The 20059-nt window shown below is 47.9% G+C and carries 19 protein-coding genes and 1 other annotated feature; of the genes, 1 reads left to right on the forward strand and 18 read right to left on the reverse strand.

Annotated features, from left to right (window positions below):
• Nucleotides 1-134: 134 nt before the first annotated feature.
• Nucleotides 135-872: a TraR/DksA C4-type zinc finger protein gene (locus tag ACFTRD_RS19400; RefSeq protein WP_379382792.1), complete on the forward strand. Its 738-nt coding sequence runs from the start codon at nt 135-137 to the stop codon at nt 870-872.
• 13 nt (nt 873-885) lie between these two features.
• Here ACFTRD_RS19400 and ACFTRD_RS19405 read toward each other — a convergent pair whose 3' ends face one another.
• The 18 genes from ACFTRD_RS19405 to murG form a co-directional block, all read right to left on the reverse strand.
• On the reverse strand, nt 886-1239 hold the full coding sequence (locus ACFTRD_RS19405; RefSeq protein WP_379382794.1) for a DUF5665 domain-containing protein: 354 nt from the start codon (nt 1237-1239) through the stop codon (nt 886-888).
• 230 nt (nt 1240-1469) lie between these two features.
• Nucleotides 1470-4568 carry an isoleucine--tRNA ligase gene (gene ileS, locus ACFTRD_RS19410; RefSeq protein ID WP_379382796.1) on the reverse strand — a complete coding sequence of 1033 codons (3099 nt, stop codon included), beginning with the start codon at nt 4566-4568 and terminating at the stop codon, nt 1470-1472.
• 609 nt (nt 4569-5177) lie between these two features.
• Nucleotides 5178-5470, reverse strand: a binding site (T-box leader).
• Nucleotides 5471-5528: 58 nt separating this feature from the next.
• On the reverse strand, nt 5529-6038 hold the full coding sequence (locus tag ACFTRD_RS19415; protein WP_192268928.1) for a DivIVA domain-containing protein: 510 nt from the start codon (nt 6036-6038) through the stop codon (nt 5529-5531).
• Between the two features lie 241 nt (nt 6039-6279).
• Nucleotides 6280-7062 (reverse strand): YlmH family RNA-binding protein, encoded by a 783-nt coding sequence (locus ACFTRD_RS19420; RefSeq protein WP_379382799.1) that lies wholly within the window; start codon nt 7060-7062, stop codon nt 6280-6282.
• Nucleotides 7063-7078: 16 nt separating this feature from the next.
• Nucleotides 7079-7348: a YggT family protein gene (locus ACFTRD_RS19425; protein ID WP_192268932.1), complete on the reverse strand. Its 270-nt coding sequence runs from the start codon at nt 7346-7348 to the stop codon at nt 7079-7081.
• Between the two features lie 7 nt (nt 7349-7355).
• On the reverse strand, nt 7356-7823 hold the full coding sequence (locus tag ACFTRD_RS19430) for a cell division protein SepF (RefSeq protein WP_062326391.1): 468 nt from the start codon (nt 7821-7823) through the stop codon (nt 7356-7358).
• Nucleotides 7814-8515, reverse strand: a complete 702-nt coding sequence (locus ACFTRD_RS19435; protein ID WP_379382801.1) for a YggS family pyridoxal phosphate-dependent enzyme — start codon at nt 8513-8515, stop codon at nt 7814-7816. Before ACFTRD_RS19435 ends, ACFTRD_RS19430 begins: the two co-directional genes overlap by 10 nt.
• 6 nt (nt 8516-8521) lie before the next feature.
• Nucleotides 8522-9421 (reverse strand): peptidoglycan editing factor PgeF, encoded by a 900-nt coding sequence (gene pgeF, locus ACFTRD_RS19440; protein WP_379382803.1) that lies wholly within the window; start codon nt 9419-9421, stop codon nt 8522-8524.
• A 51-nt stretch (nt 9422-9472) separates the two neighbouring features.
• The gene (locus tag ACFTRD_RS19445) at nt 9473-9829 is read right to left on the reverse strand and encodes a YlmC/YmxH family sporulation protein (protein WP_379383130.1); all 357 of its coding nucleotides are present in this window, start codon (nt 9827-9829) and stop codon (nt 9473-9475) included.
• 224 nt (nt 9830-10053) lie between these two features.
• Nucleotides 10054-10836 (reverse strand): RNA polymerase sporulation sigma factor SigG, encoded by a 783-nt coding sequence (sigG, locus tag ACFTRD_RS19450; protein ID WP_024628410.1) that lies wholly within the window; start codon nt 10834-10836, stop codon nt 10054-10056.
• A 111-nt stretch (nt 10837-10947) separates the two neighbouring features.
• Nucleotides 10948-11670 (reverse strand): RNA polymerase sporulation sigma factor SigE, encoded by a 723-nt coding sequence (sigE, locus tag ACFTRD_RS19455; RefSeq protein ID WP_017687308.1) that lies wholly within the window; start codon nt 11668-11670, stop codon nt 10948-10950.
• Between the two features lie 11 nt (nt 11671-11681).
• Nucleotides 11682-12665, reverse strand: coding sequence for a sigma-E processing peptidase SpoIIGA (gene spoIIGA, locus ACFTRD_RS19460; RefSeq protein WP_379383131.1), 984 nt, complete (start codon nt 12663-12665; stop codon nt 11682-11684).
• A 257-nt stretch (nt 12666-12922) separates the two neighbouring features.
• Entirely contained in the window at nt 12923-14035 is a 1113-nt protein-coding gene (gene ftsZ / locus ACFTRD_RS19465; protein ID WP_379382806.1) for a cell division protein FtsZ, read from the reverse strand.
• Between the two features lie 150 nt (nt 14036-14185).
• Nucleotides 14186-15469: a cell division protein FtsA gene (gene ftsA, locus ACFTRD_RS19470; protein WP_379382808.1), complete on the reverse strand. Its 1284-nt coding sequence runs from the start codon at nt 15467-15469 to the stop codon at nt 14186-14188.
• Nucleotides 15470-15761: 292 nt separating this feature from the next.
• Nucleotides 15762-16529, reverse strand: a complete 768-nt coding sequence (locus tag ACFTRD_RS19475) for a cell division protein FtsQ/DivIB (RefSeq protein ID WP_379382810.1) — start codon at nt 16527-16529, stop codon at nt 15762-15764.
• Nucleotides 16530-16588: 59 nt separating this feature from the next.
• Complete coding sequence (gene murA / locus ACFTRD_RS19480; RefSeq protein ID WP_192268945.1) at nt 16589-17872, reverse strand: UDP-N-acetylglucosamine 1-carboxyvinyltransferase; 1284 nt, start codon at nt 17870-17872, stop codon at nt 16589-16591.
• Between the two features lie 17 nt (nt 17873-17889).
• A complete protein-coding gene (gene murB, locus ACFTRD_RS19485) occupies nt 17890-18795 on the reverse strand; it encodes a UDP-N-acetylmuramate dehydrogenase (RefSeq protein WP_379382812.1) in 906 nt (301 codons plus the stop codon).
• 150 nt (nt 18796-18945) lie between these two features.
• Complete coding sequence (gene murG, locus ACFTRD_RS19490; RefSeq protein WP_379382814.1) at nt 18946-20055, reverse strand: undecaprenyldiphospho-muramoylpentapeptide beta-N-acetylglucosaminyltransferase; 1110 nt, start codon at nt 20053-20055, stop codon at nt 18946-18948.
• Nucleotides 20056-20059: the final 4 nt, after the last annotated feature.

Consider the following 20059-nt stretch of genomic DNA (forward strand, 5'->3'; position numbering starts at 1 on the left):
ATCGTCCACGACGCGTTAGTCGCTGCATGGATGGCAAAAACGATAACATTTTCCTTCTGTAATTGTGCACGAAATGGTACATCCTACAACAGACTCAAAAACCGGAGTTCACAAGGAACAGAAAGGGGAAAACGATGTCACATTTCACTGCCAAACAACTGCAATTGTTACGTTCCCAACTGATAACCGAAAAGCGTGATATTGAACATAGACTGGAGCAAAACGAACATTATGGTCTTGGTGACTCCATGAAGCTCCAGACAGGTGAATTATCACCGATTGACAACCATCCCGGTGATGTAGCTACCGAGATGTATGAACGCGAAAAGGATATTTCACTGCTGGAGCATGATGAATTTCAACTGGAGCGCATTGATTCTGCCCTGCATTCCATTGAAGAAGGCCATTATGGGGCTTGTGCCGTATGTCAACAGCCTATCCCCTATGAGCGCATGCAAGCTGTTCCATACACCAAATACTGCAAAAAACATCAACCGGAAACCGTTGTCTCCGAAAATCGCCCAATCGAGGAAGAATTTCTCGCTCCAGCCTTTGGCCGCACTAGCCTGGATGAACGTGATGACCAGAACGGCTTCGACGGCGAAGATGCATGGCAGATCGTTGAAAGCTGGGGCACCTCCAACACGCCGGCCATGGCAGAGGGACGGGACATCGACAGTTATGACGTCATGGCGATTGAAGCCACAGATGAAGTGGAAGGGTGCGTTGAAGCGTATGAGAGCTTTGTCGCAACCGACATTTATGGTCACGATGTGTCCATCGTACGCAATCGGCAATATCGACAGTACCTGGAGAACCGTGAAGGCGATGGTCTGTTAGAACCGGATATGGAACCAGACGATTCGTATTAAGCGCACGGGGCAACTAATACGTGTTCAACTCCAGTTGTCGTTGCACAATCCGCACAATATCTGCGATGTAATCACCCACAATGGGCAGATTAAGCGCGCCAAGCACTTGTAACACGTAAATGATCGTTGCTGCAAAAAAAGTGAAACCGATGGCAATCCCCACGCCCCTTGCTGCACCAGACAACAAATTAAGTCCGATCAGCTTCCACGGCCGGTTCAACAATTCTGTATACTGTGCGATTCGTGAACGTTCGAGTTCATTGGCGATCCGGTTAGTGAGCTTGTGAAGTTCTTCAATCTTGTCCTCCGCATTCTTGGAATGCGTGGATTCTGGACTAGATGGCGATTGGGTATCTTGTTCGTTCATAAATTTACTCAGTTCCTTTGATGTATATAGAGTGTCTACACAATAGAAATCATTGCCCATTTGCAGAAAAACCAAACGAGCCAAGATACAGGATTCATCTCCTGCATCTGAGGCTCGTTGGCATATCTGTCTCTATATTCTGTCCTATTTGAAATGGAGTTACTCTGTCTCCGTTAAGTCTGGGACAACTGCTCATTCCCAAAGGAACGCTTTACGTATGAAATACTCTATTATCCCTCGATGTATACGCCGAAAGTTTTACCTCCAGCTTCAATGCGCTCCATTGATTCGTTCGTACCGAAGGTTACTTCGGTTACGAGAACATTATCACGCAGCACGTCATCAAAGGATTGAATCGCTTCTTGGAGAGACGGGTCCACATCCAAGGTTAAACGTACTCTTTTCTCAATCGGGAGATCGAGCTTCTTCCGCGTGTCTTGTACTGCACGAATGACTTCACGGACCCAGCCTTCCTGTTCAAGCTCTTTCGTGATTTCAGTATTGAGAGCCACTGTCAGACCATAACCAGATGCCGATGCAAAACCGGATTTGGCTTGTTTCTCTACCAGCAGTTCTTCATCCGTCACTTGCAGCTCTTCGCCTTCCGGAGATACGACGTTCAGGACGCCTTCTGTCACCACTTTACGTGTCTCATCCGCAGACATTCCCTTGAAAAAGTTTTGCAGGAAGCCTACATTTTTACCGTATTTTTTACCCGCTACTTTCAGGTTCAGCTTCAATGTAAAATCAACGAATTCCGCATCATTATGCTCGGTACGGATACCTTTGACATTGATCTCATCCTTGATGATCTCTTCATAACTCGCCAGATCGAAGCCTTTATCCAGGGAAACGATTAACTCGGACAATGGCTGCCGTGTTTTGATTCCTGTTTCGTTACGAACGTTACGGGCAAGCTCAACAACTCTGCGTGCTGTCTCCATATCCTGCTCCAGATCCAGATCAATCAGGGATTCATTGGCAACGGGATAGTCATCCATGTGTACACTCTCGCCAGTAGTCAGGTTCAGATAGATGTCTTCTGCAAGCATCGGTGTGAACGGAGCCACCAGCTTGGCTGTAGTCACCAGTACTTCGGTAAGTGTACGATATGCGTCCAGTTTGTCTTCTGTCAATCCGCTGCCCCAGAAACGGTCACGGGAACGACGGATGTACCAGTTGCTGAGCTCATCCACAAATGCTTCAATCGCTTTGGAAGAGTTCAGGTAGTCATTAACCGCCAGCGCTTTTTCCACTACGAGGATCAGGCTGTTCAGTCTCGACAGAATCCAGCGATCCAGCTTGTGTGCAGACCGTTTGAACGGATGCTCCTGTGGATCAAATCCATCAATGGTAGCATACAGCGTCATGAATGCATGGGTGTTGACCAGCGTATCCACCATTTTGGATTTTGCTTCGGCCACAATGCCCTTGGAGAAACGTTTGCTGTTCCATGGTGCGCTGTCAGACAACAATGCCCAGCGGAATGCATCTGTACCATATTCTTCAATGACTTCCCATGGATCGATAACGTTACCTTTCGATTTGGACATCTTCTGGCCGTTCTCATCAAGAACGTGGCCTGTTGCCATCACTGCTTTATAAGGCGCTTTGCCTGTGAGAAGCGTAGATACCGCCAGCAAGCTGTAGAACCAGCCACGTGTCTGGTCAATCCCTTCACAGATCATGTCAGCCGGATATTGCTGTTCAAATGTTTCTTTATTTTCAAATGGATAGTGCTGTTGGGCAAACGGCATGGAGCCGCTGTCGAACCAGACATCGATCACTTCCGGTGTACGTTTCATTTCATAGTTGCCACAAGAGCTCATGACTCTGACATCATCTACATATGGTTTATGCAGCTCCAGATTCTCAGGCACGTCGCCAATCGCACGAGCACGCAGCTCAGCGATACTATGAGGAGCGAATTGTTCGCCCGTCTCTTCACATACCCAGATGTTCAGTGGCGTTCCCCAATAACGGTCACGGCTGATATTCCAGTCCACGAGATCTTCAAGGAACTTTCCGAAACGCCCGTCACGAACGTGACCTGGATACCATTCTACCTCACTGTTATTGGCGATCAGCTGATCCTTGATTGCTGTTGTTTGGATAAACCAGCTGTCCATTGCATAGTACAGAAGTGGTGTATCACAACGCCAGCAGAACGGATAGCTGTGCTCATATTTTTCTTTGCTGAACAAACGTCCTTTTTCCGACAGGTATCTGACGATATCAATATCGCAATCCTTCACAAAACGTCCGGCAAAATCAGTTACCTGTGGGACAAACTTGCCTTCCAGGTCCACCATGTTCACAAAGCTGATGCCATTCTCACGACATACACGATAGTCATCCTCACCATGTGCAGGTGCCATGTGTACAATCCCTGTCCCGCTTGCATCGGTTACAAAGCCTGCGCCCAGGATGATGTTTGCTTTCTCAGCCTGCACGTAGTTGAACGGAGGATCATACGTTTTGCCAACCAGGTCAGAACCTTTCAGGGCACCGATGATTTCATACTCACCTTTGGCGTCTTTCATAACTTTCTCAACCAGATTGGTCGCCATGATATACACTTCGTTGTCCTGACGAACGCGGGAGTAGTCCATATCCGGATTCACGGCAAGCGCAACATGTGAAGGCAATGTCCAAGGCGTCGTCGTCCAGGCAAGCACAAATTCGCCGCTGTCATCCAGCTTGAATTTGGCTGTAGCACTGAGGTCTTTGACGTCTTTGTACCCTTGTGCAACTTCATGGGAACTGAGTGTAGTCTGACAAGACGGACAGTAAGGACTCACACGGTGACCCCGATACAGCAGGCCTTTTTCATGAATTGTTGCCAGGATATTCCACACACTTTCGATGTAGTTGTTGTCGAGTGTGATGTATGGGTTATCCATATCTGTCCAGTAGCCGATACCTTCTGTCAGATCGCGCCATTGCTGTTCGTATTCGAACACGCTCGCTTTACATTCGTTAATGAATTTCTCCACACCGTAATCTTCGATTTCCCACTTGTGGGAGATGCCCAGCTTTTTCTGAACACCCAGCTCTACAGGCAGACCGTGTGTATCCCATCCTGCTTTTCGAACGACGCGGTATCCCTTCATCGTGTTATACCGTCCCACGAAATCCTTGATTACCCGTCCCAGTACGTGACCGATATGCGGTTTACCGTTGGCTGTAGGCGGTCCCTCGTAAAATACGAAGTTCGGCTTGCCTTCCCGGTTTTCGATGGATCTTTTGAATGTATTCTCGGTTTTCCATTTGTTTAACACGCGTAGTTCTCTGGCACGTGCTTTTTCTTTGACGTCTACTCGTTGCATGATGATCATCTCTTCCTTTCAGCTGTGTTAAATTGTGGACCGTCCACAAAAAGCGTTTCAATCCCCCTAAATCCCCCTTGCCAAGGGGGACCCCATAGGCGCTCCGCCCTCTGGACACCCGGAATGTGTTGTCTTTGGCGGGAACTGCGGCGGCTTCGGTGAGGCTGTGTGTATGTTGGAGTCGGCCCTTTTGCGACTGTCCCCTTCGGGAACGCCGCATGGCCTCACTGCGAGAAGGGAGTTGCCGGACGCTTCGCTCCTCCGGCGAGCGGCTCTCTCCTTGAGGACCCTTCGGGCCTCATGGACGCTCGCCCTGGCGAAACCCCGGTTGCCGGACGCTTCGCTCCTCCGGCGGGGGTGGCTCTCTCCTTGAGGCACCTTCGGGCCTCATGGACGCTCGCCTTGGCGAAACCCCGGTTGCCGGACGCTTCGCTCCTCCAGCGGGGTGGCTCTCTCCTTGAGGCACCTTCGGGCCTCATGGGCGTTCGCCTTGGGGAAAACCCGCTGCCGGACGCTTCGCTCCTCCGGCGGGGGTGGCTCTCTCCTTGAGGACCCTTCGGGCCTCATGCACGTTCGCTTCTTTTTGGACACAAAAAAGCCTCATCCCTGGAAAGGGACGAGGCTGTGCTCGCGTTACCACCCTAATTCTGTTCATCACAAACCACATCCAATACAAGCTGGGTATGTTCTGTCATCAACAGCACTTATGCCCCGCTAAACTACCGCAGGGTGCCAATATAACGTTTGGCTTACGGTTTCGCTTACACACGGCAATTTGTTCACCGCTTCAGCGTCACTTCTCCGGGGAGATATTCGGCTATAACTCATCCATTGGCTTGCACCAGATCGCCAACTCTCTGAGGGATGAGATCATAACGTACTGAACCCGTCATGGAATCACTATTCATTATGAATATAGTTATAGCCTCTTTACAGGCAAAAGTCAACCGGGCGGATAAACTAATAAATTTCTTTCATTTCCCGCTCACGATCACGGACTTCCTGCTCCCGGCTCTCCAGCGCTTCCCAGCCGTCCTGCGACAACAGTTCAAGCTGCGCTTCCACAAGTGTACGGAAACGGGCACGATAGATGGATGCCTGCTTTTTCAGTTCTTCCACTTCCAAAGCAATTTTACGTGATTTAGACAAAGACTCATTTACGATCCGGTCCGCATTTTTCTCCGCTTCCTTCACGATCAACTGTGCCTCTTTTTTGGCATTGCTCTTCACATCATCGGCAGCTTCCTGCGCGATAATAATGGTTTTGCTGAGCGTCTCTTCAATCGTTGCAAAATGATCAAGCTTCTCCTGAACGGACAGCAGCTGATTGCTCAGCTCTTTGTTCTCGCGAATGACGCCTTCGTAATCTTTGATGACTTGATCCAGGAATTCATTGACTTCATCCTCGTCATACCCGCGTAAGCGTCGGGAAAATTCCTTGTTGTGTATGTCCAGCGGCGTTAATGGCATGCTGTCCACCTCCTGTAAAAGTTCCTTCCCGTACCGAGAAGGTTTGCAGCATATGGGTTCCACCCAAGGGGCCGTATGTGTGATGCCCAATCCTGGCAACTAATACGGAATGCAGGATCAGACTCTGATCCTTGGCAGTCATATCAACCTTAACACTTCAATGTATATCGGAAACACCGAATGTTTTTTGCACCTTTATCTTAAACATTTCGACAAGAAAGCAGGTTTTCCTGCAACACACTTAGGCAAATTTGCCGATTTTCACGCGGCAGCGTCCCTTTTTGGTCAACCCATCCTGTTCCAGTACCTTGAATCGACCAAAACCCTGAATGGATACCACATCCCCGGCTTTCAGCGATTTGGACGGATCTTCCTCCACTTTCCAGTTCACACGACAACGACCAGCCTTAATCGGAACCAACACCTTACTGCGACTAAGCCGATACACATCTGCACAGATTCCATCCAGACGAAGGGAAGCGACTGTGATGTCCATGATCTCCAGTTTGCTATCGGACCATTTCATTTGGTCCAATTCCAGTAGCTCCGTAAATACATGTACCCGATGCACCTGATTCAGTTGAAGCGATAAAAAAGCGCCGGTTTCCGACGCCACCACAGTATGGCACCCGTCCTCCAGCACTTGAATATCACCGATCTTGCCACGTTTCATGCCAAGCCCGAGCAGGGCACCCATATAGTCCCCATGCTCCAGCTCCTTGATCTTCTGATCGTCAGATGTAATGCTCATCACCTGCATACCCATATCTTCATCATCCAGATATCGATAATCCGGTGCAATCAGCGCACGTTTGCGTTCAGCGGCTTCATAACCGCCATCTAGACGGATCTGTACATCATCTCGACGGTTCACAAGTGTTTGTAAAATAAAGACCTGTCTCGGATCAAGAAAGTCAGTTAGCTTCATGTCATGAAGCTTGCCCGCACGTTCAATCCAGTCTGAGGCTTTATCCACGAAATCCCGCTCGTCGTGACTAAAATGCTCGTAAATTTCACCGCTCATCTATGTTCACCCTACCCTAATATACCAAATACCGGAGTATGGAGATCAGCCCATTAAGCGCGAGTTGAAGAACAATCAACGCCACAATCGGGGAAATATCCAACATACCGAACAAAGGCGGAATAAATCGACGGAAAGGACTCAGATAAGGTTCCACTAACTTGCCCAGCCATTCACCGATGAAGCTCTCCCGTGCGTTGGGAAGCCATGACATCAATATGTAGACAATGACCATGTAAAAATAAATCTGGTATAGCGTATACAACACAACTTCAATCTGTTGCAAAAGCGGCTCACCTCATTCTGTTATAATCTTGCTCGCTGTCAGCCAGTATTTCCGTAATTGCTCCCTGAATTTCAACCGTATCTGGCGTACAGAGAAAAATGTTACCGCCAATTTTTGAAATACCGCCGCCCAGTGCATACACTGTGCCACTCAAGAAATCAATAACGCGCAGTGCCTGATCCTGACGCACCCGCTGCAGGTTAACCACAACCGTACGATGGGAGCGCAGATGGTCAGCAATCTCCTGAGCTTCGTCATACGAACGCGGTTCATAAAGGACAACTTTAACATTTTTCTGGGAATGAATGCTCACCACATTATTCCCCCTTTGGTTTCTACGTTTATCGAGACTTGAGGTTTCAGCTTCCTGCTGGTCAGATTCATTTTCCTCTTGTGCCGCGAGCCGCTCACGTTCCACAATCTCTTCCTCTTCCTGAAGCCCGAGGAAATTCATAAATTTATTCATTACGCCCATCGTGAACCCTCCTCTTTTCCTACGAGAATCGATCCCAGTCGAACCCAGGTTGCCCCTTCTTCAATCGCCACTTCAAAATCATTGGACATGCCCATCGACAGCTCAGTCAATGGCTCTGCTGTCAACGCTTGTCCATTCAAATGGTCTCTAAGCTCACGCAGACCGCGAAATACGGGACGGGTTAGCTCCGGATTTTCCTCATGAGGTGCCATGGTCATCAAGCCGATAACCTTCAGGTTGTTGAACGAACGGATTTCATTTAAAAAAGAACTCACCTGTTCAGGCTGCAAGCCATATTTGCTCTCTTCACCTGAAATATTTACCTGCATAAGCGTTTGCACCTGTATGCCAAGAGAAGCGGCCTTTTTATCCAATTCCTTCGCCAGTGACAAACGATCCAGTGAATGAATGTAACGAAATTTACCGATGACGTCCTTCACCTTATTCGTCTGTAAATGACCGATAAAATGCCAGATACCCTGCCCACCGAATGCTTCCCATTTGGCCTGTGCATCCTGCCAGCGATTTTCTCCAATATGCTCAAGACCGCAGTCCAGCACAGATCCCGTCGTTTCAAGTGAGACATATTTCGTGACCGCAATCACATTTACATCCTCACGTTGACGTCCACTGCGCTGACATGCGGCTTCGATCTTCTGATTTACCTGTTGTATACGCTCCTCCAAAGACACAGAGGGTCACCTCTCTTCCAGCCCAATCCAGCTCGCCATTCTCCCGGTTATGCCATTTTCTTTACGATATGAGAAAAACAGCCCGGGATTGCAGCTTGTACACCAAGTTGTACATTCGATATGATCCGGCAATATTCCTGCTTTCATCATAATGTGTCGATTGCATTCTTTCAAGTTTAACATCGTTTTGCCATTTCCGGCTGGCCGATATACTTGATTTGATGCAGAGTTCTTGTATTCATCATTACCCGAGGAATGATCCAGCCAAACCCGCACATGCTGCATAACCGCCTCATCCACTTCATAACAGCAATCCCCAATTGAGGGACCAATTGCAGCATGGATATCCTGTCTGCGGCTTCCATATTCCCGCTCCAACGTTTCGACCATCGACTCCGCTATACCAGCAACCGTACCTTTCCATCCGGCATGAGCAAGCCCCACCGCTTGTTGTACGGGATCATAGAAATATAGGGGTACACAATCTGCATAAAAAGAAGTCAGCAGTACACCCGGGACGTTCGTGACCAATCCATCCGTATCCTGCAAAGCAGACTGTCGATCCAACAATCCTCTTCCTCTGTCTTCCGTTGCAATTACAGCGACATGTTTGCCATGCACCTGTTCACCACAAGTCCATGATTCCAAGGAAAAACCCAGCTTTTCAGCCACAAGTTTACGATTTTTAAATACATCTGCCGGATCATCACCCACGTGATAGGCACAGTTGAGACTGGCATAAGGCGTGCTTCCAACCCCTCCCTGCCTTGTCGTGAAACCGGCTTTCATGTGCTCAAACCGTTGTCTCCATGGCTCCACATATAATAACAATGGGTCAGGACCCAAATTGGAATTCTGGTTACCTGACCGTTCGCTTATTTCCTGATCCAACATAAATGGCTCCATTATCTCACCTCACAACTTCCAGTGTACCAAATGAACCCTGTTCTGTCTCGGTTATATCGTCCGGCGCTGACTGCGGTCTAACCGCTCAATACGTTCCACACGGTCTGCGCGACTGTTATGTTGTTCATCATACATACGCGCTTCACGATCTCGTTCATCATAGGTACTCTCCTTGATTTCATCCATTTTAACCAATATCACATCCGAGCCGATCTTCACAATGTTCCGCCAGGGAATGATCAGATCCGTTCCCCCTCCAAACAGCCCCATAAAACGACTGTAGCCTGGTACAACAATCGCTTCAATCCGCCCCTGCTTCAGATCCAGCTCCAAATCACTGATCTGTCCCAGACGCTTGCCGTCTGTAATGTTAATCACATCTTTCGTCTGAAAATCTGAAATTTTCATACCTCGTGCTGCCGATTCACCTGTGTTTACTTTCACTCGGTTCCGCCCCCCTGCCTTCATCCGCTTCTGCCCGTTCTACGCTTCTATACAATATATGTTCAAGACGCGAAAAATGTCCTGTTTTTCAAAGGCAAAGAACAATCCCCCTCATCTCGAATCGAAAAAACAAAAGACGACCAAGGAATATTTCTCTCCCTTTGGTCGTCCTCTTGGTTTACATCATGCTACGACTTCACATGTTTCTGCATTTGTTGTATCGCTGATTTCTCCAGACGGGATACCTGAGCCTGGGAAATGCCAATTTCATCAGCCACTTCCATCTGAGTTTTCCCTTCGAAAAACCGCATCGACAGAATCATTTTTTCCCGCTGACCAAGACGATGCATCGCTTCACGCAAAGCAATCTCCTCAATCCACGACACATCCTTGTTTTTGTCATCACTGATCTGATCCATTACATAAATCGGATCTCCGCCATCATGATAGATCGGTTCAAAGAGCGAAACCGGGTCCTGAATGGCATCCAATGCAAAAACCACATCTTCCTTCGGCACATTCAGTACCTCGGAAATTTCGAATATCGTCGGTTCACGGGAATTTTTATTCGTCAGGCTGTCACGCACCTGAAGTGCTTTATAAGCAATGTCCCGCAAAGAGCGAGATACCCGAATCGGGTTATTATCGCGCAGGTATCGACGGATTTCACCGATAATCATCGGCACCGCGTAGGTTGAAAATTTGACATTCTGGGATAAATCAAAATTATCAATGGCTTTCATCAGGCCGATACATCCAACCTGGAACAGATCATCGACAAACTCCCCCCGATTGTTAAAGCGCTGAATGACACTGAGTACAAGACGCAGGTTGCCATTCACTAATTTCTCTCTTGCTGAGCGATCATGGTGTTGCTGAAGGGAATGAAACAATTCCCGCATTTCTGTGTTGGTGAGGACAGGCAATTTTGCGGTGTCCACGCCACAAATCTCGACTTTGTTTCGGGTCATCGTGATTTACCTCCCAAGGAGAAACATTAATGTACATTATCTCCGGGGCAGGCTTTTTTATTCGCACTTGGCATCCTTGCCATTAATACCCATTATGGAAAATGCTCTTGTTCAGACCATCTTATTGAACTCCTTGCGGAGTCTTTTAATGATTCTTTTTTCGAGACGAGAGATATAGGATTGGGAGATTCCAAGCAGATCGGCGACATCCTTTTGCGTCTTTTCTTCCCCATCCGTCAAGCCAAAGCGAAGCTCCATAATCATTCGCTCCCGCTCGGTTAATTTTTCCAACGCTTTATGCAAAAGCTTCCGGTCTACCTGTTCTTCAATATTCCGATAGATTGTATCGTTCTCTGTACCAAGTACATCCGATAGTAATAGTTCATTTCCATCCCAATCAATGTTGAGTGGTTCATCAAAAGAAACTTCTGTACGAATTTTGCTGTTGCGTCTCAGATACATCAATATTTCATTTTCAATACAACGCGAAGCATAAGTTGCCAGCTTAATTTTCTTTTCCGGGTCAAAGGTGTTAACGGCTTTGATCAGTCCGATGGCTCCAATGGAGACCAGGTCTTCGATATTAATTCCGGTATTTTCAAATTTACGTGCAATGTATACCACGAGTCGCAGGTTACGTTCAATGAGCATGGCACGAATCGCCGAATCCCCTGAAGACAGCTTTTGCAACAAAAATTCTTCTTCTTCACGTGTTAATGGGGGCGGCAGCGCCTCACTGCCTCCGATATAATAGATCTCTTCACTTTTCAAACCAAGCAGAAATAATAAACGATAGTACTGCAGCTGTGCCACCAGTTTCCATTTTACAAGCATGTACGTTCCTCCTATACCACATTCAGCGGCTTTTCTGTTGCTCCCGCAGAGATAGCCGTAGACTGCGCAGAAGCAGCGTCTTGCACAAGCTCAGGGTGAATCACGGCCTGGTATTTTCCATCGGATGACAGTACGCCCCCGTCCAACCCTATTAGTACCTTTGTTGTCTCATAACACATCTCATCCATCGTAACCTTCACCCGGTCCGGCTTAATCGCCAGCATAAACGCAGTTCCTTTGTTGTTGATGCCTCGATAGGGCACAAGCCTTAAACGATCCTGCCAGTGAAAATCCTCCTGATCCAGCTCCATGATAAGGTTGTCCGGCGCCTCATCCTTCAACCTGCCCTTCCATGCGGCAGGCAGCATGTCTTGCCACAACGATACCTCCATTACCATGACAGGCATGCGCGAAAGGGGATCCGTTAATTGATTTCCTGTATCCAGAAGGCCTGTACAAGAAATGTTGACCTCTTCGATGCAAACCTCCACTTTACCCAAGTACGTTGTCATTCGGTCTGTTTTTTGTTTCGAGCTCTGCACGGTTTTGAATAAAAAAAGCATGGCAAAAAATACGATAAACGTGAACCAGAAAGCGATTTTCAGATCAAATGACATTCCACCCGATGCCGTAAACCAAATGCCGTTGAACAGTTCCCCAGAGCTCTGGAGCATGTAATGCACACCCAAAATTCCCCCTGCGGCGACAAAATTGATCACATAGAAGGTACCCAAAGTCCTCATAAATGCCTGAAGACCTTTAAACCCAAATGCAATAACCAGCATCACCAGAGACAATCCAAACTTGATCAAAAAGGTGAACATAAAATCAAACTCCGGCACAAACATCATGACAACATACAATGCACCCACGATCGCTGACAGTAACCATCTCCACCAAACCAGCTTCGTTTTGCGCATCCAGGCCGTCAACCCGATGAGTGCACCGTCAATACACAGGTTCGTCAAAAAAATAAGATCCACATAAACAACCACACTCTTCACCTGCCTGCGCGCAACATATCGAAATAACGTTATCCCGATATTCATGAGCATATTCACAAGTATACGGAGCGCACTTTTCAAAGTCTGTCTAATCATGGGGGGACCGTTTCAACTTTTTTTGTCGGAATTACTCAGGCCTGTTGTTCAGAATTTGTTCAGTTACGGTATGATATGATGATAAGCAAAATAAAAAAAGACCCGATTGCTCCATAAGGAGCATCGGGTCTTCATTGAGATCTATTGAAGTATTAATCGTTGTTATTGTTACGGGAACGATTGCGCAAAAATGTCGGAATATCCAGCTGATCATTGCTCGGCTGATTTCCGAATGGACGCAGATTTGGTGAACGGTTATCCGCAGGCTCACTTGCTGGAGCTGGTTTACGTCCTGGTGGTGGGGAAACAGGTTTGTCTTCAAATCCCGTTGCGATCACCGTAACTTTGATCTCCTCTTTCAGGTTTTCGTCAATAATCGCACCAAAGATCATGTTCACTTCCGGATCGGAAGCCGCAGTGACAATCTCTGCTGCTTCATTTACTTCATACAGGGAAAGATTGATTCCGCCCGTAATGTTCATGATGACACCACGTGCACCTTCAATCGAAGTTTCAAGCAATGGGCTCATGATAGCCTTGCGTGCAGCTTCAGCGGCACGGTTTTCCCCAGTCGCTTCACCGATCCCCATCAGGGCCGATCCACGTTCTGTCATAATCGTTTTGACGTCTGCGAAGTCAAGGTTGATCAAGCCCGGGACTTTGATTAGGTCAGAAATACCCTGAACGGCTTGACGGAGAACGTTGTCCACTTGAAGGAACGCTTCAAGCATCGGTGTTTTTTTGTCAACAATTTCAAGCAAACGATCATTCGGAATCACAATCAACGTATCTACTTTTTCCTTAAGCGCTTCAATGCCTTGCTCGGCATGTCTAGAACGTTTCGGTCCTTCAAACGTAAATGGTCGGGTCACTACACCTACTGTAAGAGCACCACATTCTTTGGCGATCTCAGCGATGACTGGAGCCGCCCCTGTTCCTGTCCCCCCGCCCATTCCGGCAGTTACAAAAACCATGTCGGCACCCTTCAAGGTGTTCATCATCAGATCACGGGATTCTTCGGCGGCTTTTTTACCCACTTCAGGGTTGGCACCGGCACCGAGGCCCCGTGTCAACTTATCGCCAATCTGCAATTTATGTTCGGATTTCGCCAAGTGCAATGCCTGCGCATCCGTATTTGCCGTAATGAATTCTACACCTTGTACACCATTTTCAATCATTCGGTTAACCGCATTGCTTCCGCCGCCGCCTACACCGATGACTTTAATTTGAGCCAAGCTCTCCATCTCGAAATCAAATTCCAACATATTATTCCATCTCCCCCTCAATGTGCATGGATGGCCCGTCCAATTGTTGATTGAACCGAATCAATTTCATATATCTACGAACGAAAGCGTTTATTTTAGAACAAGCGCATTCAGACGGCTTCAAGAAATGTATGAAATGGATTCAACCTGTTATATAAATTCGCTGAACATATTTTTCAGCCGTTCGAACAGACCCGGTTTTTGCTCCGATTCCTGAGCCGTATTCGGCTTAGGGCGGTTGGTCGGTTTTTTGTTGTTATTATTATTGTTGTTACTTCCACCGCTGCTGTTGGTCGAGGGACGAATACGTAAACTGCGGATTACACTGTGCAAAATACCGACTCCGCTTGTGTATCCCGGGTCACGCACACCAATATAATCCGGCACAGCAACGCGTACCGAAGCAGCAAGCTCATGCTGAGCTACCTGCAAAACACCCGGCATTGAGACCGTACCTCCAGTTAGTATATAACCTCCAGGAAGCTCATTGTAACCAAGACGTTTCACTTCTTGAGAAATCATCTGGAATATTTCCTGAACCCTTGGTTCGATAATAGCCGCCAGATCCTCTTGAGAAAACTCCTTGTCAACATTGCTGCCAATCCGGGTTACTTTGAACATGACGTCTGCAGCAGCATCATCCAGCCATGCGCAGCCATATTTCAATTTCACCTTTTCGGCTTGATCTGTCAAAGTGCGAAGACCATAAGCGATGTCATTGGTGACGAACTCTCCGCCGATTGGCAGCGTTGAAGTTGCAACGAGACTGTCTTCTTCGAAGATGGCAATGGTTGTCGCCCCTGCTCCAATGTCAACAAGCACGGAACCCATCGTTTTTTCATCCTTCGACAATGCGAGCTGGCCTGCTCCAAGTGACATGAGTACCAGATCACTTACTTTCAGACCCGCTTTTTCCACGCAGCGCAAAAGATTATGTATCGCGGTTTTTGCACCCGTAATGATCGTTGCCTCAACTTCCAAACGAACTCCAATCATCCCACGGGGGTCCTGTATGCCCTCCAAGCCATCTACAACATACTGCTTGGCTACAACATCAATAATTTCCCGTTCCGGCGGAACCGCAATCACTTCGGCTGCTTTCAACACCCGCTCCATGTCTTCTTCTCCGATTTCACGATCCTCGTTAGACACTGCCACGACGCCGTGACTGCTCATCAGTCCGATATGATTTCCTGAGATTCCAACATATACTTCGGATATTTGAATACCAACCATACGTTCTGCATGATCCACTGCATTGCGGATCGATTGCACCGTTTGATCGATATCTACGATTACACCTTTGCGAATTCCCTCCGAGTCGGCAGATCCAACTCCAATAATATTAAAGGTTCCATTATTCATTTCCCCAATAATAGCGCGAATTTTGGATGTACCGATGTCCAAACTAACAATGATGTCATTGTTGCTCAAGTCTGTGGCACCTCCTGACTCCAATAGTAAAATACGTTCGGGTTTAAATACTCTTAAAACATATTCAACACACTTTAGGCTTTCCCTCTTTTTTCTACAATTTTTTTGGGTGCCAAGATCTGGTTGCGAGACATAAAACCTTGAAGAAAAAAGAAGGAGGCAACTCAGGTGCCATAAGTTCAAGTGTATCATTTTTTCTTCATCTCAGAAAGAATAACTTTCAGTGGTGCACAGGGGCTAAACCCCGCTCCCGCCTGGTTTTGCAATACAGTTTAACCAATGAGGGTAAAAATCAGGGTGTAGCTCCTGGCTCAGCATCTTCTTCTGGGTTGTCCGGAACGAAAGGCACGTACGTATCGGCCTCCAGCATCGTAATCTTCCCTGGCCGCTCAGTCTCAATGACTTGATTAAGATATTCAACCTTATCGGATAATAGAGAGACGGTTGTAATGACTTCAAACTGTGACTTGGTATACATCCGGATCTGATCCGGAAATGAAGGCGTAGGATTCGGAATAATCTCCGAAATATCCGTCGTCAGTTCATTCGGGATCTTCGCCAATGTTTCACTCAGTTTGGTCTTAAGCGGATCATTTGCTTTCCACTGGGTCAAAATCGGTTTCTCTACGGCAACTCCGATCGTGGCAGGAACCGTAAGGCTCGTCCCGCTTGCCAGTATGGCTTTTAGCGTACCGTCTGAAGCGAGTTCATACGCTACCGTTGGATATTCCTGGACCTTGATATGAATAATGCCGGGGAATTGTTTATCCACCGTTACAGACGATACCGCCTTGATCGTTTTCAGCCGCCCAATCACATCAGCTGAGCTTGTCCCAAAAAACTGTTCGCCTTCTTTCAGGCCGCTCTTCTCTAGCAATTCCGAAGTCGTAGTATATACATTACCCGTAATCTCAATTGCCGAAATCCGGCTCATCGAAGAACGAAAAAAAAGTACAGCAAGTAATACAATAAAGAGTAGTAAGAGAATAAAAACAATTTTACGGCTTGTGTTTCGTTTGGGCCGATTCTTCTTCAGAACCGGAATTTGGCTTTTAGGCATAGGTCGCGCTCCACAAAGCCTCTGGCCCCCTTCCCTTTAAGAAGGGGACTCAAAGGACGTTAATTGGCAAAATCCAGCTGTTTCGAAACGGGGGACTGTCGCTCCACGGAAGCTCCAAGACTCTGAAAAAGCTTCTCGATGCGATCGTACCCTCTGTCAATATGATGCACTTGCTCCACAACCGTCTTGCCCTGAGCAGCAAGGCCAGCAATGACTAAGGCTGCACCTGCACGCAGATCGGTTGCTTCCACTGTAGCCCCGTACAATCGGGGAACACCACGGATAAACGCTGCATTCAGGTCCACCGAAATATCGGCACCCATGACATTCAACTCATCCACATGTTTAAACCGGCCCTCAAATACCGTCTCCTTCATCACACTGAACCCGTCCGCCAGACTGAGCAGCACCATGATTTGTGACTGCAGATCTGTGGGAAATGAAGGATACGGAGAAGTCACAATGCGGTCTACTGATTTTGGACGACTCATACAGCTCACCGTCATTATATCATTGCAGACTGTGATTTGAACACCAGTACGCTTCAACACATGTATAAGTGAAGTAAGATGGGCCGGATTACAGTGTGTAAGCGTTACATTCCCTCTTGTTGCTGCGGCTGCAATCATCACCGTTCCTGCAACGATTCGATCAGGTATAATCTCGTAAGAACAAGGTTTGAGTTTCTCCACCCCGTTAATCGTAATCGTATCCGTACCGGCACCAATAATTCGTGCACCCATAGCATTCAGAAAATGTTGCAGATCCTGTATTTCAGGTTCTCTCGCTGCATTATATATCGTTGTTGTACCCTCAGCCGTGACAGCTGCCATCATAATATTCTCAGTGGCACCTACACTGGGGAAGTCCAGATGAATGTCTGTCCCCACCAGCTTGCGCCCGCGACAGATGATCTGCTGATCCTGCTCTTCGATTGAAGCTCCGAGCACTTCCAGGCCCCGGAGGTGAAGATCAATTTTACGTTCTCCTATGGCACAGCCACCTGGCTGGTACACGGATACTTGCCCAAACTTAGCCAGCAATGGACCCATCAAAAAAATGGAAGAACGCATCTGTTTCATCAGATCCTCAGGCACATCATATGACCGAATGGACGACGTATCTATCGTCACTGTTCCTTGTTCATGCCGACACGTGCATCCAAGCCGTTCCAGGATATACAGCATCACTTCAATGTCCAACAAGTGTGGTACGTTGTGCAGCGTAACTTCTCCATCTGCCAACAAACTTGCGGCCATGATCGGTAAAGCGGCATTTTTTGCTCCATGGATGCGTATGGATCCTGAGAGGGGTTTCCCGCCTTCAATCACCAATTTGTCCAATGTATCACCTCCGGGGTTTACCGCTCACCCACTACAAAGACTTCCGGTATCAGGTTTATACCGTTTTGAGATGATATAGTGCTCTGTATCTGCTGCATTAGGGTGATAACGTCCTCTGCTGTCGCCTGCCCTGTATTGACAATGAAATTGGCATGCATGGTGGATACCTGTGCGCCTCCCTGAGTCATACCTTTAAGCCCAGCTGCTTCTATCAGTCGGGCAGCATGATCACCGGGTGGATTTCGGAATACGCTACCTGCACACGCCATCTGTAGTGGCTGTGTACGTCGCCTGCGATCTTTGTAAGCCGCCATCGTTTCCGAAATGACCTTGCGTTCCCCTTGCTGGAGTGCAAACGTAGCCTCCAGCACGATGCCTCTCCGCTCGTGCAGAACAGAGTGGCGATACGCAAATTCCATGTCCTCCTTGCTGTAACGTACCAATTCTCCTGTCTCCAAGACAATCTCAGCGGATTGAAATATCCGTGACACATCCGATCCATGGGCACCAGCGTTCATGTATACGGCTCCGCCGACCGTTCCGGGGATGCCGCTGCCGAATTCCAAACCGGTCCACTCTTTTTTGGCAGCAACCACACTGAGTTTGACAATGGAATGTGCCGCTCCGGCCGTTACGCCTTCCTCATGAAACTCGGCATAATCAAAGCCTTCTCCCGGTTTCACGACAACTCCGCGTATCCCCTTGTCAGACACCAGCATGTTGGAACCCCGTCCAAGCTGCATCCATGGAATCTGATGCTCGTGCAGCAATTGGATGAGATTGACCATTTGCTCCTTGTTTTCCGGTATAATCAGCGCATCTGCAGGACCGCCGATCTTCCATGTGGTGTATTTGGCTAGCGGCTCGTTTTCAAGAACTTTGCCGACATTGTTCTGGGATAATAGCGATATCCACTGCTGCATATTTATATCCTCCTTTACTTCAAAACCGATGAGCAGGCTGCTGTTTTCGTTTCTGCAGACCGTGCTGCGCTCCCATGGAACGATTGTCACAATTTATACGGTATCTTATGTCAGTCCCGCCGCGTGTGTGACAAACGCCCAAAACGCACTTTACCGCCCTGCAGCAAGACGCCGAATCTCGCTCACAAGCACTTCGGCTGCATCAGGTTTACCCAGTTTTCGGGAGGCTTCAGCCATCCTTCTGCGTGCCGGTTCATCTTTCATAATTCCAGCAACCGCTTCATATAACGCCTGCCCTGTGAGATCCTTCTCCAGCATGGTGAGTGATGCACCGCCACCCTCAAGCGTGCGGGCATTCGCCTCCTGATGATTATTCGTCACGTTCGGTGAAGGAATCAGGATGGACGGAATGCCAAGAGATGTAATCTCGGCAAGGAATGAAGCCCCTGCACGATTCACAATCAGTGACGTACAAGCAAGAACCTCTGGCATATTGTGTACGTAGGGCAGCACATGCAGATGATTCGGCATGGTGCCAAGTGAACTGCGAATGGCTTCACGTGTTTCATCAAAATACGAATCGCCTGTGACGTAAACCACATGCACATCATCAAGCTGTTCCAGCATCGGTGCCATGTCCACCATGGCCTTGTTAATAGCTTTCGCACCACGGCTGCCGCCAACCACAAGAACAACTCTGCTGTTCATCGGTACACCCAGCGTCGCAAAGCCACGATCACGGCTGGCCTGAGCAACCGTGGTAGCTCTTGGATTCCCGGTATACACGACCCGTTTAGCTCCAGAAAATGCTTTTTCCGATCCCTCAAAACTAACAGCTACCGTATCCACATACCGGGTCAGGAACTTGTTCGTTAATCCGGGAATGGCATTCTGCTCATGAATGACACTTGGAATACCGAGTTTGGCTGCCGCATACACGACAGGTCCACACACATAACCACCGGTACCTATAACGACATCGGGTTTGAATTCCTTGAGCATTTTTTTGGATTTGCGAACACCTTGAAGAAATCTCATGACCGTCTTCAGGTTGTCTATGGATAACTTCCGGCGAAAACCTGTAATATCAATCGATTGAAACGGAATATTTTCCTGTGGCACCAGTTTGCTTTCCAACCCCCGGGTACCACCAATATATAGAAATGTCGAGTCGGGATTCTCCGCCTCACATTGTCTTGCTATAGCAACGGCCGGGTAGATATGACCACCTGTACCGCCGCCGCTTAGAACGACTCGCATCGTA

This window comes from Paenibacillus sp. NPDC056933 (assembly GCF_042674385.1).
Taxonomy (GTDB): domain Bacteria; phylum Bacillota; class Bacilli; order Paenibacillales; family Paenibacillaceae; genus Paenibacillus.

Coding starts and splice junctions, on each gene's coding strand:
- ACFTRD_RS19400 (WP_379382792.1), top strand. CDS start 135: ATGTCACATTTCACTGCCAAACAACTGCAATTGTTACGTTCCCAACTG.
- ACFTRD_RS19405 (WP_379382794.1), bottom strand. CDS start 1,239: ATGAACGAACAAGATACCCAATCGCCATCTAGTCCAGAATCCACGCAT.
- ileS (WP_379382796.1), bottom strand. CDS start 4,568: ATGCAACGAGTAGACGTCAAAGAAAAAGCACGTGCCAGAGAACTACGC.
- ACFTRD_RS19415 (WP_192268928.1), bottom strand. CDS start 6,038: ATGCCATTAACGCCGCTGGACATACACAACAAGGAATTTTCCCGACGC.
- ACFTRD_RS19420 (WP_379382799.1), bottom strand. CDS start 7,062: ATGAGCGGTGAAATTTACGAGCATTTTAGTCACGACGAGCGGGATTTC.
- ACFTRD_RS19430 (WP_062326391.1), bottom strand. CDS start 7,823: ATGGGCGTAATGAATAAATTTATGAATTTCCTCGGGCTTCAGGAAGAG.
- pgeF (WP_379382803.1), bottom strand. CDS start 9,421: ATGGAGCCATTTATGTTGGATCAGGAAATAAGCGAACGGTCAGGTAAC.
- ACFTRD_RS19445 (WP_379383130.1), bottom strand. CDS start 9,829: ATGAAAATTTCAGATTTTCAGACGAAAGATGTGATTAACATTACAGAC.
- sigG (WP_024628410.1), bottom strand. CDS start 10,836: ATGACCCGAAACAAAGTCGAGATTTGTGGCGTGGACACCGCAAAATTG.
- sigE (WP_017687308.1), bottom strand. CDS start 11,670: ATGCTTGTAAAATGGAAACTGGTGGCACAGCTGCAGTACTATCGTTTA.
- ftsZ (WP_379382806.1), bottom strand. CDS start 14,035: ATGTTGGAATTTGATTTCGAGATGGAGAGCTTGGCTCAAATTAAAGTC.
- ACFTRD_RS19475 (WP_379382810.1), bottom strand. CDS start 16,529: ATGCCTAAAAGCCAAATTCCGGTTCTGAAGAAGAATCGGCCCAAACGA.
- murB (WP_379382812.1), bottom strand. CDS start 18,795: ATGCAGCAGTGGATATCGCTATTATCCCAGAACAATGTCGGCAAAGTT.
- murG (WP_379382814.1), bottom strand. CDS start 20,055: ATGCGAGTCGTTCTAAGCGGCGGCGGTACAGGTGGTCATATCTACCCG.